The sequence below is a fragment of the Streptomyces sp. NPDC033845 genome (assembly GCF_055576225.1).
Map to the genome: position 1 here is coordinate 578505 of NZ_JBVIRI010000001.1, position 16242 is coordinate 594746.

A 16242-nucleotide genomic window follows, 5' to 3' on the forward strand; every position below is an offset into this window, starting at 1 on the left:
GCCCGTAGGCGCGCGACCGGCCCGGCCGGGGCGGACCCTCGGCGACGGGACGGCCGCCCCCCGCCCCGCCCGCCGGGCGTACCGCACCGGCGACGGCGCCGCACGCACGCCGGAGCCGCCGGCCGCGCGCACCGCCGCGGGATTCGCGGCGCGTCTCGGGCGGCGGATGCGGGCGCCGGAGGCGACCCGGGGCAACGCCCTGCACGCCGGTGCCTGGTGGCTGTGGGCCCTCGGGCTGGCCACCGCCGCCTCCCGCACCACCAACCCGCTGCTCCTCGGCCTGATCGTCGGCGTCGCCGGCTACGTGGTGGCCGCCCGCCGCACCGACGCCCCCTGGGCCCGCTCCTACGGGGCCTTCGTCAAGCTGGGCCTGTTCGTGATCGCCCTGCGGCTGCTCTTCTCCGTGGTCCTCGGCTCCGCCATCCCCGGCACCCACCTCCTCTTCACCCTCCCCGAGATCCCGCTCCCCGCCTGGGCCCAGGGCATCCGGTTCGGCGGCCGGGTCACCGCCGAACAACTGGTCTTCGCCTTCTACGACGGCGCCAAGCTCGCCACCCTCCTCATCTGCGTGGGCGCGGCCAACGCCCTCGCCAACCCGGCCCGGCTGCTGAAGTCCCTGCCGGCCGCCCTCTACGAGGCGGGGGTCGCCGTGGTCGTCGCCATGACCTTCGCGCCGAACATGGTCGCGGACGTGGTCCGGCTCCGCACCGCCCGCCGGCTCCGGGGCCGCCCCACCGGCGGGGTCCTGGCCGTGCTCCAGATCGGTCTGCCGGTGCTCGAAGGCGCCCTGGAACGGTCCGTGGCGGTGGCCGCCTCCATGGACGCCCGCGGCTACGGCCGGACCGCCAGCGTCCCGGACGCCGTCCGGCACACCACCAACGCCCTCACCCTCGGCGGTCTGCTCGGCATGTGCGCCGGCACCTACGGACTGCTGGCCGCCGAAGGCGCCCGCTACGGCCTCCCCGTCCTCCTCATCGGGCTGGCCCTCGCCCTGGCCGGGCTGCGCCTCGGCGGACGGCGCAGCCTGCGCACCCGCTACCGGCCCGACCGCTGGGGGGTCCGCGCCTGGCTGGTCGCCGGCTCGGGCGCGGCCGTCGCCGCCCTGATGATCCACGCCGCCTCGGTGGACCCCGAGGGCCTGCGCCCCGGCGTGGTCCCGCTGCTCGCCCCCGGTCTGCCGCTCTGGCCGGCCGCGGCCGTCCTGATCGGCCTGCTCCCGGCCGTGGTGGCCCCCGTACCGCCCACCCTCTCCGTACCGCCCCCACAGCACGTACCGCACGCACAGCACGTACCGCACGTACCGCCCGCACCGCCGAAGGAGGCGTCCGGACGATGATCCGCTTCGAGCAGATGTCCGTCACCTACGAGGACGCCGCCGCACCCACCCTCCGCGCGGTGGACCTGACCGTCCCGGAGGGGGAACTGACCCTGCTCGTGGGCCCCTCGGGAGTCGGCAAGTCCACCCTGCTGGGCGCGGTCTCCGGGCTGGTCCCGCACTTCACCGGCGGGCACCTGGGCGGCCGGGTCACGGTGGCCGGCCGCGACACCCGCACCCACAAGCCGCGGGAGCTCGCGGACGTGGTCGGCACCGTCGGCCAGGACCCCCTGGCCCACTTCGTCACGGACGTGGTGGAGGACGAGCTGGCGTACGGCATGGAGTCGCTGGGTCTGCCGCCCGCCGTGATGCGGCGCCGGGTGGAGGAGACCCTGGACCTGCTCGGTCTGAACGAGCTCCGCGACCGCCCGATCGCCACCCTCTCCGGCGGCCAGCAGCAGCGGGTCGCGATCGGATCGGTCCTCACCCCGCACCCCCGGGTCCTGGTCCTGGACGAACCGACCTCCGCCCTGGACCCGGCGGCCGCGGAGGAGGTCCTGGCCGTGCTCCAGCGCCTGGTGCACGACCTCGGCACCACCGTCCTGATGGCCGAGCACCGGCTGGAGCGCGTGGTCCAGTACGCGGACCGGGTGCTGCTCCTCCCCGGACCCGGCGCCGCCCCCGTGCTGGGCACCCCCGCCGAGATCATGGCCGTCTCCCCCGTCCACCCGCCGGTCGTGGCCCTCGGCCGGCTGGCCGGCTGGACCCCCCTCCCCCTCTCGGTCCGCGACGCCCGCCGCTCGGCCCCCGAACTGCTCGGCCGGCTCCCCGCGGCCCCGCCGCCCCCGCCCGCCCCGCACCCGGCGCCCGACGCCACCGCTCCCGGCCCGGACCGGGCGGACCGGTCGGCCCCGCGCGGGCGCCGCAGCCCCGGCCTGTTCGGCCGCCTCCGTCGCACCGCTCCCACCACCCCACCGCCCGACACCGGCACGAGCACGGGCACCGACACCGGCACAGGCACCGACACGGGCACGGGCACGGGCACCGGAAGCGACCGTTCGGCCGCCGTCCGCACCTCCGGCCTCAGCGTCCGCCGAGGCCGCGCCGAAACCCTCCGGAACATCTCGCTGACCGTCCGCCCCGGCGAGACGGTCGCCCTCATGGGCCGCAACGGCGCCGGCAAGTCCACCCTGCTCGCCACCCTGGTCGGGATGCTGGAGCCGGCCTCCGGCTCGCTGACCGTGGGCGGTGCCGTCCCGCACCGGACCGCGCCCGCCGAGATGGTCCGGCGGGTCGGCCTGGTCCCCCAGGAGCCCCGGGACCTGCTGTACGCGGACACGGTCGGCGCCGAGTGCGCGGCCGCCGACGCGGACGCGGGCGCGGCGCCCGGCAGCTGCCGGGCCCTGGTGTCCGAGCTGCTGCCGGACGTACCGGACGACACCCATCCGCGGGACCTCTCCGAGGGGCAGCGGCTGGCCCTGGCCCTCGCCCTGGTGCTGACCGGGCGTCCCGCCCTGCTGCTGCTGGACGAGCCCACCCGCGGTCTGGACTACGCGGCGAAGGCCCGGCTGATCGAGGTACTGCGCGGCCTGGCGGCCGAGGGCCACGCCATCGTGCTGGCCACCCACGACGTGGAGCTGGCGGCCGAGCTGGCTCACCGGGTGGTGATCCTGGCCGGCGGGGAGGTGGTCGCGGACGGGCCCACCGCCGAGGTGGTGGTGTCCTCACCGGCCTTCGCCCCCCAGGTGGCCAAGATCCTCGCCCCGGCCCCGTGGCTGACCGTCCCCCAGGTCGCCGCGGCCCTGGGCCGCACCGGCCCGCCGTCCGAGCCCGCCCCGCCGTCCCCGCCCCGCCCCGGCCGCAGCTACCGCAGCGGCCCCGCCACCCCCGGGGAGCCCGCCCCGTGACGGGGACGACGAGGAAGGCGGAGTCCGGGAACGGCGGGCCCGCCGCCCGCCCGGTCCGGATCGGCCCCCGGGCCGCCGCCGCGCTGGTCCTGCTCACCCTGATCGGGATCGCCGCCTTCGGCTGGCCCCTGCTCGCCGACCGGCAGTCCGGTCTGGCGCACTCCCAGGACGCCCCCTGGCTGTTCGCCGCACTGCTGCCGCTGCTGGTCGCCGTGGTCGTCGCGACCATCGCCGACAACGGCATGGACGCCAAGGCCGTGGCCATGCTGGGGGTACTCGCGGCCGTCGGGGCGGCCCTGCGCCCGCTGGGCGCGGGCACGGCCGGCCTGGAGCCGATGTTCTTCCTGATGGTGCTCAGCGCCCGGGTGCTGGGCCCGGGCTTCGGGTTCGTGCTGGGCGCCGTCACCATGTTCGCCTCGGCGCTGCTGACCGGCGGGGTCGGTCCGTGGATGCCGTTCCAGATGCTCGCCCTGGGCTGGTTCGCGCTCGGCGCGGGCCTGCTGCCCGCTCCGGACCGGCTCCGCGGCCGGGCCGAGCTGTGGATGCTGGCCGCGTACGGCTTCCTGGGCTCGTTCGCGTACGGCACGGTGATGAACCTCCAGGGGTGGGTGATCCTCCAGGGCATGGGCGAGGGGGTGTCCTTCCATCCCGGCGACCCGGTGCCCGCGAACCTGGCCCGCTTCCTGGCCTACTGCCTGGCCACCTCGGTCGGCTGGGACCTGGGCCGGGCGGCGCTGACCGTGGTGCTCACCCTGACCCTGGGCGGCACCCTGCTGAAGGCGCTGCGCCGGGCGACCCGGAAAGCGTCGTTCGACGCCGCCGTCACCTTCGATCCGGTCCCCGAACCGCCCCGGAACCCGCACGAAAACCGGCGATAGTCCGCTACGCACCGTCACAAAAAGGGCTCCCGGTGGTGAGCCGGCACACAGGACCCTGGTCACATACGAGCGGGACTAGTAGTCCCCCGACAGGTTCCTTATCCCCGACCGCACCCGCTCCCACCTGCACGGACATCGGCCGGGTCGGGGCCGGGACCTTGCACCCGGCCTGCGACCGCCACTAGTAACAGGGGGCGTTGCCAGGGGCTCGGCGGCCTGGCTAACTGGAGATGTCGCCGAGACGGCAGGAGCGGATCACCCGCCCCCGCCCGACGTACGAACCCCTCTCCACCGCGTGAGTGGCTCACGCATGCCTTCGACGTGTCCCCGACCCGTCCCCGGCGTGCCCGCGACCGTCCCCGTCGCCCATGGAAGGTTCCCCGTGTCCTCCTCCGTCATCCGCCGCATCGCCGCTTCGAAGAAGACTCTGGCCGGTACCGCTGTCGGCCTCGTCGCCGCCGGTTCCCTGCTCGCCGCCGCGCCCGCCCAGGCCGCGCCGACCAGCGCCCAGGCGATCGCCCAGCAGATGATCAAGGACCCGGCCCAGTTCGCGGCGTTCAGCAAGATCGTGTCGCACGAGAGCGGCTGGAACTACCGGGCGACCAACTCCTCCTCGGGCGCCTACGGCCTGGTCCAGGCCCTGCCGGCCTCAAAGATGGCCTCGGCCGGTTCCGACTGGAAGACCAACCCGGCCACCCAGATCAAGTGGGGCCTGGACTACATGAACTCCCGCTACGGCTCCCCGGTCGGCGCCTGGAACTTCTGGCAGGCCAACCACTGGTACTAGGCCCTTCGGCCCGGCACCCGCGCACACGAGGGCCCCGGTGGCCGACCTCCCCAGGTCCGGCCACCGGGGCCTTCCGCATCCCATCCCACAGGGTCTACGGCGCCCACGGGCGCGGGAGCGCCTACAGGCGCTGGATGATGGTGCCGGTGGCGAGGCCCCCGCCGGCACACATGGTGATCAGGGCGAACTCCTTGTCGCGGCGCTCCAGTTCGTGCAGGGCGGTGGTGATCAGCCGGGCGCCGGTGGCGCCGACCGGGTGGCCCAGCGCGATGGCACCGCCGTTCACGTTGACCTTCTCCAGGTCCTGGTCGAAGACCTTGGCCCAGCTGAGCACCACGGAGGCGAAGGCCTCGTTGATCTCGACCAGGTCGATGTCCTTGAGGGACATCCCGGCCTTGCCCAGCACCGCCCGGGTCGCGTCGATCGGCCCGTCGAGGTGGTAGTGCGGGTCCGCGCCGACCAGGGTCTGGGCGACGATCCGGGCCCGCGGCCGGAGTTTGAGCGCCCGGGCCATCTTGCGCGAGGCCCACATCACGGCGGCGGCCCCGTCGGATATCTGGGAGGAATTCCCGGCGGTGTGGACGGCGGTCGGCATGACCGGCTTCAGCCGGGCCAGCGCCTCCGGCGAGGTGTCCCGCAGGCCCTCGTCCCGGTCGACCAGCCGCCACATGCCCTGGCCCGCCGCCTGCTCCTCCTCGGTGGTCGGGACCTGCACGGCGAAGGTCTCCCGCTTGAACCGCTCCTCGGCCCAGGCGACGGCGGCCCGCTCCTGGGAGAGGACCCCGAGCCCGTCCACGTCGGCGCGGGTCAGCCCGCGGTTGCGGGCGATCCGCTCGGCGGCCTCGAACTGGTTGGGCAGGTCGACGTTCCACTCGTCCGGGAAGGGCTTGCCCGGGCCGTGCTTGGAGCCGGAGCCGAGCGGGACCCGGCTCATCGCCTCGACCCCGCAGGCGATGCCGATGTCCATGACCCCGCTGGAGATCATGTTCGCGACCATGTGGTTGGCCTGCTGGCTGGAGCCGCACTGGCAGTCCACGGTGGTCGCCGCGGTCTCGTAGGGCAGGCCCATGGCCAGCCAGGCGTTGCGGGCCGGGTTCATGGACTGCTCGCCGGCATGGGTGACGGTGCCGCCGACGATCTGCTCCACGCAGTCGGGGCGGATGCCCGTACGGGCCAGCAGTTCGCGGTAGGTCTCGCCCAGCAGGTAGGCGGGATGGAGGTTGGCGAGCGCGCCGCCGCGCTTGCCGATGGGGGTCCGTACGGCTTCGACGATGACGGGTTCCGCGGCCATGAGCTCGTCCTCTCCTGCACATCCGGCGGCGGGCCGTCCCGGCGTCCCGCTCCGACCTGAACTCGGCGCTTAACTAGTACGCGTTCTAGTTCTCTCCGCAGTCTTAGTGGCCAGGAGCCCCGGCACGCAAGGGTCTTGCACGCGACTTGCACGGATTCCACACGCCCGGTCGCGGTTCCGTCGCGCACGGTGGCGGTAGACATGCCCCCGACCAGCCCCGGCGCACCCTCGGCGCGGCCAACAGATGGCGCGTCGACCCTTGTCACTTCTAGAACTCGTTATTACCTTCAGGACACCTTCTGATGGTCCGTCAGACTTGGAGTCGCCCGATGACCTGCCCCGCGCTGCCCGACGGCTTCGATGCCACGGACCCCGATCTCCTCCAGGCCCGCGTCCCGTTCCCGGAGTTCGCGCGGCTGCGGCAGACCGCCCCGGTGTGGTGGTGTCCCCAGCGACGCGGCATCACCGGATTCGACGACGAGGGCTACTGGGCCGTCACCCGGCACGCGGACGTCAAATACGTCTCCACGCACCCGGAGCTCTTCTCCTCCACCACCAACACCGCGATCATCCGCTTCAACGAGCACATCCAGCGTGAACAGATCGACGCCCAGCGCCTGATCATGCTGAACATGGACCCGCCGGAGCACACCCGGGTCCGCCAGATCGTGCAGCGCGGGTTCACCCCGCGCTCCATCCGCGGTCTGGAACAGGCCCTGCGCGACCGGGCCCGGCAGATCGTCGACGAGGCCAAGGCCGAGGCGGGGGACGGCAGTTTCGACTTCGTCACCCGGATCGCCTGCGAACTCCCCCTGCAGGCCATCGCCGAGCTGATCGGCGTCCCGCAGAAGGACCGGGCCAAGATCTTCGACTGGTCGAACAAGATGGTCGCCTACGACGACCCGGAGTACGCCATCACCGAGGAGGTCGGCTCCGAGGCGGCGATGGAACTCATCGGCTACGCCATGAACCTGGCGGCCGAACGCAAGGAGTGCCCGGCCAAGGACATCGTCACCCAGCTCGTCGCCGCCGAGGGCGAGGGCAACCTGGGATCGGACGAGTTCGGCTTCTTCGTGCTGCTCCTCGCGGTCGCCGGCAACGAGACCACCCGCAACGCGATCAGCCACGGCATGCACGCCTTCCTCACCCACCCCGAGCAGTGGGAGCTCTACAAGCGGGACCGGCCGTCCACCGCCGCCGAGGAGATCGTCCGCTGGGCCACCCCGGTGGTCTCCTTCCAGCGGACCGCCACCCAGGACACCGAACTGGGCGGGCAGAAGATCAAGGCGGGCGACCGGGTGGGGATGTTCTACTCCTCCGCCAACCACGACCCCGAGGTCTTCGAGAACCCGGACGTCTTCGACATCACCCGGGACCCCAACCCCCACCTGGGATTCGGCGGCGGCGGCCCGCACTTCTGCCTGGGCAAGTCCCTCGCCGTGCTGGAGATCGACCTCATCTTCAACGCGCTGGCGGACGCCCTCCCCGACCTCCGGCTGACCGGCGACGGCCCGCGGCGGCTGCGCGCGGCCTGGCTCAACGGCATCAAGGAACTCCAGGTCACCCACGGCTGATCTGGACGTCCGGGACGGCAGGGGCCACCACTCCCACGCCCCGCCCCTGCCGTTCACGGCCCCACGCGACCGCCGCCGGGGCCCCGGGGAACGAACCCCCGGGCCCCGCTCCGGAACTCAGGTCCGGGCCGGGGCCATGACCTCAGGTCCGGGCCGGGGCCATGGCCTCCTGCCCGGCCACGGCCCGTGGCCCCGGCACCCGCAACCGCAGCCGGCGCGGCCCCGCCAGCAGGTGCACCAGCCCGAACCCGGCGCCCACCACCAGCGCCCCGCCCACCGCGTCCAGCACCCAGTGGTTGGCGGTGGCCACGATGGCGCACACCGTGATCAGCGGGTGCAGCGCGCCCAGCAGCTTCTGCCAGCCCCTGGGCGCCAGGACCACCACCACGATCCCGCACCACAGCGACCAGCCGAAGTGCAGCGAGGGCATCGCCGCGTACTGGTTGGAGATCGCGGTCATCGCCCCGTACTGCGGATCGGCCAGATCCTGCGGGCCGTGCACGGTGTCGACGAAGCCGAGACCGGGCATCAGGCGCGGCGGCGCCAGCGGGAACAGCCAGAAGCCGAGCAGCGCCAGCACCGTGGCCAGCCCCAGCGAGGCCCGGGCCCAGCGGTAGTCGGCGGGCCGCCGCCAGTACAGCACCGCCAGGATGCTCAGCGGCACCACGAAGTGGAAGGAGGTGTAGTAGAAGTTGAAGAAGGCCTCCGGCAGACCGGATCCGGTCACCAGGTGGTTCACCGCGTACTCGATGTCGATGCCCAGGGCCCGCTCGACGGCGAGGACCTCCCGCGCGTTCCCCTCGGCCAGCGGCCGGTTGGTCGGCGCGGCCGCCCGGATGTGCGAGTAGATCGAGTACCCGACCCGGATCAGCAGCAGCTCCAGCAGCAGGTTGGGACGGCTGAGCACCCGCCGCCAGAACGGCAGCAGCGGGATCCGCGCCCAGCGGGACGCGGCGGGCCGCCCGTAGGAGGTGGGGACCGGCTCCCGCCAGTACGGGGAACTGCGCGGCAGGAACGGCACCCAGCAGGCCGCCGCCAGCGCGGCCAGCAGCAGCACGTTGTCCCGGACCGGGGCCAGCGGGGCCATGTTCGGCAGCAGCACCGAGCTGGGCAGGGTCATCACCAGTACCACGGCCACCGGCCACACCGGCCGGTCGGCGGCCCGCCGCCCGACCTTCCCGGCCACCGCGAGCAGCACCCACAGCAGTTGGTGGCGCCAGCCGGCCGGGGACACCGCGACCGCCACACAGCCGGTGACGGCCACCGCCAGCAGCAACTGCCCGTCCCGCGCGTAGCGGACGGCCCGCCGCATGCCGAACCAGCCGACCCCGGCCGCCAGCAGCAGATACAGGCCGATCTCGGCCGGACCGGTCAGGCCCAGCCGCAACAGGGCGCCGTGCAGGGACTGGTTGGCCGGATCGTCCGGGCTGCCGCCCAGCCCGGTACCGGCCAGATGGTGCGCCCAGTACGCCCAGGAGTCGCGGGGCAGCACGGCGAGGGCGAGCAGCGAGGCGCCGCCGAAGGCAACCGCGGTGGCCTTGGCCGTGGACCGGCGGCCGGTCACCCACAGCAGCGGGGCGAACAGCAGCAGCGCGGGCTGCAGGGCCGCGGCGAGACCGACCAGGAACCCGGCCGCCCGCTCGCCGTCCACCCGGAACAGGGCGAACAGCACCAGCAGCACCGGGAGCACGGCGGTCTGCCCGGGGAAGGCCGCCTCCCGGACCGGCAGCGAGACCATCATCAGGGCGACCAGCACCGGCGCGGCCAGCAGCGCCGTCCGACGGGGCACCGGATCGGGCAGCCCGCGCGCGGCCACCAGGCCGACCGCCGCCACCAGCAGCAGGGTCACCAAGGTCCAGGCGATCTCCAAGGACTGGTCGCCCAGGCCGGCCAGCGGCTTCAGGAGCATCCCGGCGAAGGGACTGCCGGTGAAGGCACCCGATCCGGAACCGCTCCCACCGGGGACCGCCTCGTAGAGCGAGCCCGTCAGGGCGGGCGGTCTGACACTCGTGAGCCACTCTGCGGGCGGCACCCGGAGCACCGACGCCGCCTGCCGGACGGCCAGCACGGCGGCCAGGCCCCACAGCAGGACCCGCGCGGCTCCGAGCCGACCGCCTCCGCCGGCCGGGCCGCCCGGCCCGCCCGCACCGCCACGGCCTATGACCCCGGCATGACCGTTCGCGTTCCTGTGCTCCGCCGCATTAGCCACGCCCTGCCGGCCTCCCGCCGTGCCGTGCTGTCGTCCTGTCGCCCGCAACCTCGTCTTCGCCGGGCCGTCGCGTCGACTTGCCCGGGTCGACGATATCCCGGGCGCGTCCGTCCCCTCGCCCTTCCCCCGGGGCGGGCGTCCCTAGGATGGCCGCATGAGCATCGTGAAGATCAACGCGTTGACGGTCCCGGCGGAGCAGCGGGAGATCCTGGAGAAGCGGTTCGCCTCGCGGGCCGGCTCGGTGGAGAACTCGGACGGTTTCGAGTGGTTCGAGCTGCTCCGGCCGGTCGAGGGCACGGACCAGTACCTGGTCTACACCCGGTGGCGGGACGAGGCCGCCTTCCAGGCCTGGATGGAGGGCCCGATGAAGGCCGCCCACCAGGGCGGCGGCTCGGGTAGCGGCTCGGGTGCGGGCGGTGCGGCGCACGGCGCCGGTGCGGGTGCCGGTGAGCGGCCGGCGCCGGCCGCCTCGGGATCCACCCTGTGGTCCTTCGAGGTGGTCCAGCAGGCCTCCCCGAAGGAGTCCTGACCGACCCCGACCGGCCCCGACCGCCCCTGGTCCACCCGGCCCCTCAGGGGGCCGCGTGGTCCCGCCGGGGCAGGGTGTCGTAAGGCTCCTCCGCGTCCGAGCCGCACAGCTCCCGGTTGATCTCCTCGACCAGTTTGACCAGGTCGGTCGGCCGGTCCGGCCCCCACCAGTCGCCCAGCAGCTCCGCGAGGGACTCCTGGCGCGCGTCGGACAGCCGCCGGGCCACCTCGGTCCCGGCCGGGGTCAGGACCAGCGGGAGGCCGTCGCGCACGGCCAGCCCCCGTTCCTCGATCTGCCGGGAGGCGTCGGTGACGGCCCGCAGCGGCACCGCGGTGCGCTCGGCCAGCACGGCCGGCTCCACCGAGCCGTACTTGGCGATGCGGAGCAGCATCCAGCCGGCCGCGGGCAGCAGGTCGTAGCCCGCCTTCGCGATGATCTTCTCGTAGACGTGCTTGCGGCCCTGGAGGGTGCCGAGCACCGACAGCGCCCGGGCCACCTCCTCCCGGGAGGTGCGCTCGACCGGGTTGGAGGCCAGGGTCTCGGTCACGTCGGGGGCCGTCACCGAGGCGCGCAGCTTGTCCTCCTTCAGGAACCAGGCGACGACGAAGGCGACCAGCACGATCGGCACCGCGTAGAGGAACACGTCGGTGATCGAGTCGGAGTACGCGTCGAGGACCCGGTCCCGGAGGGCGGCGGGAAGCTCCGCGACGGCCCGGGGATCCGCCTCCAGCCGGCCGGCGTCCGCGCCCGGCGGCAGCGGGAACCCCGCGAGGGCGGAGGTGAGCCGGTCGTCGAGGAGGTTGGTGAAGACGGTCCCGAAGACGGCGACACCGAAGGAGGCGCCGATGGAGCGGAAGAAGGTGGCCCCGGAGGTGGCCACCCCCAGGTCCGCGTAGCTGACGGCGTTCTGCACCACCAGCACCAGCACCTGCATCACCAGGCCCAGACCGGTGCCGAAGACGAAGAAGTAGACGCTCATCTCCCAGGTGGAGCTGGTGCGGTGGAGCTGGTGCAGCAGGAGCAGGCCGACGGCGGTGACGGCGGTGCCGAGGATCGGGAAGACCTTCCAGCGGCCGGTCCGGGACACGATCTGCCCGGAGACGGTGGAGGAGATCAGCAGACCGAGCACCATGGGCAGCATGTGCACCCCGGACATGGTCGGCGACACTCCCTGGACGACCTGGAGGAAGGTCGGCAGATAGACCATGGCGCCGAACATCGCGAAGCCGACCACGAAGCTGATCAGCGAGCAGAGGGTGAAGGTCCGGATCCGGAACAGCTTGAGCGGCAGCACCGGTTCGGCGGCCTTCCGCTCCACCATCACGAACGCGACGAGCAGCACCGCGCCCAGTACGGCCAGCCCGACGATCCGCGCCGACCCCCAGCCCCAGGTCCCGCCGAGCGAGGCGACCAGCACCAGGCAGGTGGCCACCGAGGCGATCAGGAAGGTGCCGAGGTAGTCGATCGTGTGCTTCTCGGAGCGCGCCGGGATGTGCAGGGCGGTCGCGATGACCGCCAGGGCGACCACACCGATGGGCAGGTTGATGTAGAAGACCCAGCGCCAGGACAGATGGTCCACGAACAGCCCGCCGAGCAGCGGCCCCAGCACACTGGTCGCCCCGAACACGGCACCGAACAGGCCCTGGTACTTGCCGCGCTCCCGCGGCGGCACGATGTCCCCCACGATCGCCATGGACAGCACCATCAGACCGCCGCCGCCCAGCCCCTGGAGGGCCCGGTAGCCGATCAGCTGGGGCATGTTCTGGGCCAGTCCGCAGAGCGCGGACCCGATCAGGAAGATGACGATGGCCGCCTGGTAGAGCCGCTTGCGGCCGTACTGGTCACCGAGCTTGCCCCACAGCGGGGTGGCCGCGGTCGAGGCCAGCATGTAGGCGGTCACCACCCAGGAGAGGTGGTCCATGCCGCCCAGCTCGCTGACGATCGTGGGCAGCGCCGTGGAGACGATGGTCTGGTCGAGCGAGGCGATCAACAGCCCCAGCAACAGGGCCCCGATCGAGACGAGGACCCCGCGTGACGCGTGCTCCGCGCCGGGGCCGGGTCCCACGGCCGGCTTGGTCGCTTCCTGAGCCATGGACTCCTCCTAGGGGCCGGTCCATCCCCCCATCCTGAGCGGTGCGCCCGGTTACGGCCTGTCGGGAGGGGTGGGCGCCCCCGAGGGCCGCCGGCACGGCCTGGATAATCACCCGCAGTTGCCAGGGAGGGGACCCGATGAGCACCGAACGCTGCCCAGACTGCGAAGCCATAGCCCATCCGGGTGACCCCTGCCCCACCCCCACCCCCTTCAGCCCCCTCCGCATCCGCCCATACCTCACGCTGGCCCCGGATCCGGGCCGGCCGACGGGCCCGGAGGCGACCCCCGGGGCGTCACCCGGGTCGGCCTCGGGTCCGGCATCCGGTCCGGCGCTTGGGCCGACGCCCGGACCCGCGACCGGTGCGGCGTCCGGTCCGGCGTCCGGTGCGGCGTTCGGGCCGGCGTTCGGGCCGGCGCCCGGTGCGGCGTTCGGGCCGACGTCCGGGCCTGTGCTAGGGCCGACGTCCGGGCCTGTGCTCGGACCGACGTCCGGCCCGGGGTCCACGCCGGGACCGGGATCGGCGCCCGCGCGCCGCGACGGGGACAGGCGTCCGCCGGGACCGGGACAGGCATCCGGCCCGGCGCTCGGGCCGACATCCGGTCCGGCGCTTGGGCCGACGCCCGGACCCGCGACCGGGCCGGCATCCGGGCCCGCGCTCGGGCCGACGTCCGGCCCGGCGTCCACGCCGGGACCGGGACAGGCGTCCTCGCCGGGACCGGGCCCGGGACGGGCGGCAGTGGCGCCGGGGGCCCGTACGGCCGCCGGGCCGCTCTCCGACGACACCATTCAGTTGGCGCCGATCCCGTCACCGCACCCCGTACCCGCCCCCGTGCCGGGCTCAGCCGGCGGAGCCCGGCACGGTACGCCCACCGGCCCGTGGCCGGGAATCCCCACCGGCCGGATCGGGGCCGACAACCAGCCCGGCACCACGAACACGGGCGCGGGCACGAACACGGGCACGGGCGCAGCCACTGGCATGGGCGCGCCCGGCCCATGGCCCGGGGAGGTGGGACAGCCCTGGCAGTCGGGCACGGCCGGGGTCCGTCCGTCCGGAGCGCTGTCCGACGCGACCGTCCAACTGGCCGCCGTACGACCGACCCCCGGCACATCCGATGGCCCCGGGGCCAGGAACTCCGCACACACCCCCAAGGCCCCCGGCGCCCGCCGCCTGCTCCCCCTTCTGGCCGGCGCGGCCGCAGTCCTCGTGATCGGCGGCGGCACCCTCCTCCTGGGCGCGGGCCCCGACGGGGACGACAACGGGGACCGGGCGCTGCCCGACCCCGTCCTGTCGGCCCCGGCGATCAGTCTGGCCCCGGCCACCCCCTCCGCCACGGCCACCGACCCGCACCCCGAGCGGACCGGCCCCCGATCACCCTCCCCCACAGCATCCGACCAGCCCTCGGCATCCACGTCCCCCATGGCCTCACCGTCCTCCGACGCAACACCCACCACCTCCACCCAGCCGACCCCGACCCCGACCACGACCCGCACCACCCCTCCCCCCACACCCACCCCCACACCCACCCGCTCGACGAAGCCGACCCCACCCCCGCCTCCGACCCCGCAGACCCTGCGGCGCGGCGATTCCGGCCCGGCCGTGGAGGAGCTCCAGGAGCGGCTGGACCGGGCCGGCATGTACTGGCACCGGATCACCGGCCGCTACGACCGGCACACCGAGCAGTCGGTTCGCGACTTCCAGCTGGCGATGGGGGTCACGGAGGACCCCCGCGGCGTGTACGGCCCGGCGACCCGCCGCAAGCTGGACGAGGTCATCAGCTACTACGGCTGAGCCTCCACGGCCCGCCCGGTGGCCGCCCCGACGGACATCACACCGCCTCCGCTGGCGCTCCACCCCTCCGATTTTGTATCGTGAAGAAACAAAGTGGCTCCGCCCGCACCCCCTGACCGGCGTGCGGAGCCACTTGTTCTCTTTTCCCGCGCCTCTGGAGCCCCGCCGATGTCGGCCACCACCACTCCCGCACCCGTCGTCCTCACCGCCAAGGCGCTGCTCCTGGACATGGACGGCACCATCGTGAACTCGGACGCCGTGGTGGAGCGCTGCTGGCGCGAGTGGGCCGAGTCCCACGGCCTGGACCCGCAGGAGGCCCTCAAGGTGGTCCACGGCCGCCAGGGCTACGCCACGATGGCCATCCTGCTGCCCGAGCGCCCGATGGAGCTCAACCACGCGGACAACGCGGTGATGCTCGCCCGGGAGACCGCCGACACGGACGGCGTGGTGCCGGTCGAGGGCGCCCCCGCGTTCATGGCGGCCCTGAGCGACCTCCCGCACGCCCTGGTGACCTCCGCCGACGAGGCCCTGGCCACCGCCCGGATGTCCGCCTCCGCCCTGCCGATGCCGCGGGTGCGCGTGACGGCGGAGTTGGTGTCGGCGAGCAAGCCGCACCCGGAGGGCTTCCTGAAGGGCGCGGCCGAGCTGGGCGTCGACCCGGCCGACTGCATCGTGTTCGAGGACTCGGCCGCCGGCATCACCGCAGGCCGCGCGGCGGGCATGCGAGTGATCGGCGTAGGCCCGAGGGCCGGCGAACACTCCCCCACCGCCCACGTCCCCGACCTCACCACGGTCCGGGTGACCCCGACCCCCGACGGCTCGATCCGCCTGACCCTCCACACCCCCGCCTAACCCACAGCGACCACCGCCGAGCCGGTCCACGCCCCACCGACAACCCGGCCACTCCGAGCAAGCCAGGCACGCCGGGTACGGCGGTACGCCAGGCACGCCGGGTACGGCGGTACGCCAGGCACGGCGGTGCGCCGCGTACGCAGGTACGGCGGGCGCGGCGGCCCGGCAGATGAACGCGGTGCGCCGGGTGCCGCGGCACGCCTGGTGAACGAGGTGCGCCGGGCATGGCGGCAGGGCAAGCGGACGCGGCGAGCGCGCCCAGCGCCGTGGCCGGGCGGCCCGGGCAGGGGGCCCGGGCAGGGGGCCCGGGCGGGGCGGCCCGGCCACCCCGCGCCCGCACTCACCCCACGGCTCAGCCCGCAATGGCCTCGTACAGCGAGAAGACGGCCAGCGCCGCCATCACGGCCGCCGCGATCTTCGTAATCAGCCGCAGCGGCACGTACTTCATCAGGGTGCGCCCGCCCAGGATCCCGATGCCGGCCACCGCCCAGAGCGCCAGGACCGCGCCCAGGCCCACCGAGACGGGGTCGTCGTAGCGTGCCGCCAGGTTGGCGGTCATGATCTGGGTCAGGTCTCCGAACTCGGCGACCAGGATCAGCATGAAGCCGGCGCCCGAGACCTTCCAGAAGGACTGGTCGGCGGGCGGCTTGACCTCGTCCTCGCCGCCGTCCTTCTTGAGCAGCAGCATCGCGGCACCGGCCAGGAACAGCACGCCGACCACGGCCTGCACGAGCCGCTGCGGCAGCAGGGTGAGGACGCTGCCCGCGGCGATCGCCAGTCCGACGTGCACGGCGAAGGCGGCGGCGACGCCGACGAACACGTACGAGGCGCGGTAGCGGGTGCCGAGCATCAGGCCGGCGAGGGCCGTCTTGTCGGGGAGCTCCGCGAGGAAGACGACGCCGAAGGCGATCGCCAGGATGCTGAAGCTGATCACGGGGTGAAACCTCAATCGGTCGGGCAGGATGCCGCCGTTCCGAGAGACCTGGTGTTCCAGGGGTCGCTTCGGCTCGACAGCGTC

Annotated in this window: 12 protein-coding genes; 8 read left to right on the forward strand and 4 right to left on the reverse strand. The window is 74.0% G+C overall.

Translation table 11 applies throughout. The features are described 5' to 3' along the window. Nucleotides 1-166 precede the first annotated feature (166 nt). The 4 genes from ACZ50K_RS02680 (at nucleotide 167) to ACZ50K_RS02695 (ending at nucleotide 4887) form a co-directional block, all read left to right on the forward strand. Complete coding sequence (locus ACZ50K_RS02680; RefSeq protein ID WP_468897185.1) at nucleotides 167-1336, forward strand: energy-coupling factor transporter transmembrane component T; 1170 nt, start codon at nucleotides 167-169, stop codon at nucleotides 1334-1336. After that, complete coding sequence (locus ACZ50K_RS02685; RefSeq protein ID WP_468896600.1) at nucleotides 1333-3222, forward strand: ABC transporter ATP-binding protein; 1890 nt, start codon at nucleotides 1333-1335, stop codon at nucleotides 3220-3222. The genes ACZ50K_RS02680 and ACZ50K_RS02685 overlap by 4 nt, the downstream gene beginning before the upstream one ends. Next, on the forward strand, nucleotides 3219-4100 hold the full coding sequence (locus ACZ50K_RS02690) for an ECF transporter S component (RefSeq protein ID WP_468896603.1): 882 nt from the start codon (nucleotides 3219-3221) through the stop codon (nucleotides 4098-4100). Before ACZ50K_RS02685 ends, ACZ50K_RS02690 begins: the two co-directional genes overlap by 4 nt. 382 nt (nucleotides 4101-4482) lie before the next feature. Continuing rightward, nucleotides 4483-4887 carry an aggregation-promoting factor C-terminal-like domain-containing protein gene (locus ACZ50K_RS02695; protein WP_468896606.1) on the forward strand — a complete coding sequence of 135 codons (405 nt, stop codon included), beginning with the start codon at nucleotides 4483-4485 and terminating at the stop codon, nucleotides 4885-4887. 121 nt (nucleotides 4888-5008) lie between these two features. On the opposite strand, the gene ACZ50K_RS02700 is transcribed toward ACZ50K_RS02695, so the two are convergent. Next, nucleotides 5009-6178, reverse strand: a complete 1170-nt coding sequence (locus ACZ50K_RS02700) for a steroid 3-ketoacyl-CoA thiolase (protein WP_468896609.1) — start codon at nucleotides 6176-6178, stop codon at nucleotides 5009-5011. A gap of 329 nt (nucleotides 6179-6507) precedes the next feature. On the opposite strand from ACZ50K_RS02700, the gene ACZ50K_RS02705 reads away from it, so the two are divergent. Then, nucleotides 6508-7752, forward strand: a complete 1245-nt coding sequence (locus ACZ50K_RS02705) for a cytochrome P450 (RefSeq protein ID WP_468896612.1) — start codon at nucleotides 6508-6510, stop codon at nucleotides 7750-7752. A gap of 142 nt (nucleotides 7753-7894) precedes the next feature. Here the strand turns inward: ACZ50K_RS02705 and ACZ50K_RS02710 are convergent, their stop codons facing one another. After that, a complete protein-coding gene (locus ACZ50K_RS02710) occupies nucleotides 7895-9841 on the reverse strand; it encodes a bifunctional glycosyltransferase 87/phosphatase PAP2 family protein (RefSeq protein ID WP_468897187.1) in 1947 nt (648 codons plus the stop codon). Nucleotides 9842-10115: 274 nt separating this feature from the next. On the opposite strand from ACZ50K_RS02710, the gene ACZ50K_RS02715 reads away from it, so the two are divergent. Next, nucleotides 10116-10490, forward strand: coding sequence for an antibiotic biosynthesis monooxygenase family protein (locus tag ACZ50K_RS02715; RefSeq protein WP_468896615.1), 375 nt, complete (start codon nucleotides 10116-10118; stop codon nucleotides 10488-10490). 43 nt (nucleotides 10491-10533) lie between these two features. On the opposite strand, the gene ACZ50K_RS02720 is transcribed toward ACZ50K_RS02715, so the two are convergent. After that, nucleotides 10534-12582 carry an MDR family MFS transporter gene (locus ACZ50K_RS02720; RefSeq protein WP_468896618.1) on the reverse strand — a complete coding sequence of 683 codons (2049 nt, stop codon included), beginning with the start codon at nucleotides 12580-12582 and terminating at the stop codon, nucleotides 10534-10536. Nucleotides 12583-13589: 1007 nt separating this feature from the next. Between ACZ50K_RS02720 and ACZ50K_RS02725 the strand changes: the two genes are divergently transcribed. Continuing rightward, complete coding sequence (locus tag ACZ50K_RS02725) at nucleotides 13590-14372, forward strand: peptidoglycan-binding domain-containing protein (protein ID WP_468896621.1); 783 nt, start codon at nucleotides 13590-13592, stop codon at nucleotides 14370-14372. 168 nt (nucleotides 14373-14540) lie between these two features. Then, entirely contained in the window at nucleotides 14541-15224 is a 684-nt protein-coding gene (locus tag ACZ50K_RS02730; RefSeq protein ID WP_468896623.1) for an HAD-IA family hydrolase, read from the forward strand. A 352-nt stretch (nucleotides 15225-15576) separates the two neighbouring features. Here the strand turns inward: ACZ50K_RS02730 and ACZ50K_RS02735 are convergent, their stop codons facing one another. After that, the gene (locus ACZ50K_RS02735; protein WP_468896626.1) at nucleotides 15577-16158 is read right to left on the reverse strand and encodes a TMEM165/GDT1 family protein; all 582 of its coding nucleotides are present in this window, start codon (nucleotides 16156-16158) and stop codon (nucleotides 15577-15579) included. Nucleotides 16159-16242: the final 84 nt, after the last annotated feature.

Excerpts from the sequence above, each read along its gene's own strand:
- ACZ50K_RS02720 (WP_468896618.1), bottom strand. The coding sequence starts at position 12,582 with ATGGCTCAGGAAGCGACCAAGCCGGCCGTGGGACCCGGCCCCGGCGCG.
- ACZ50K_RS02680 (WP_468897185.1), top strand. The coding sequence starts at position 167 with ATGCGGGCGCCGGAGGCGACCCGGGGCAACGCCCTGCACGCCGGTGCC.
- ACZ50K_RS02700 (WP_468896609.1), bottom strand. The coding sequence starts at position 6,178 with ATGGCCGCGGAACCCGTCATCGTCGAAGCCGTACGGACCCCCATCGGC.
- ACZ50K_RS02715 (WP_468896615.1), top strand. The coding sequence starts at position 10,116 with ATGAGCATCGTGAAGATCAACGCGTTGACGGTCCCGGCGGAGCAGCGG.
- ACZ50K_RS02730 (WP_468896623.1), top strand. The coding sequence starts at position 14,541 with ATGTCGGCCACCACCACTCCCGCACCCGTCGTCCTCACCGCCAAGGCG.
- ACZ50K_RS02685 (WP_468896600.1), top strand. The coding sequence starts at position 1,333 with ATGATCCGCTTCGAGCAGATGTCCGTCACCTACGAGGACGCCGCCGCA.
- ACZ50K_RS02705 (WP_468896612.1), top strand. The coding sequence starts at position 6,508 with ATGACCTGCCCCGCGCTGCCCGACGGCTTCGATGCCACGGACCCCGAT.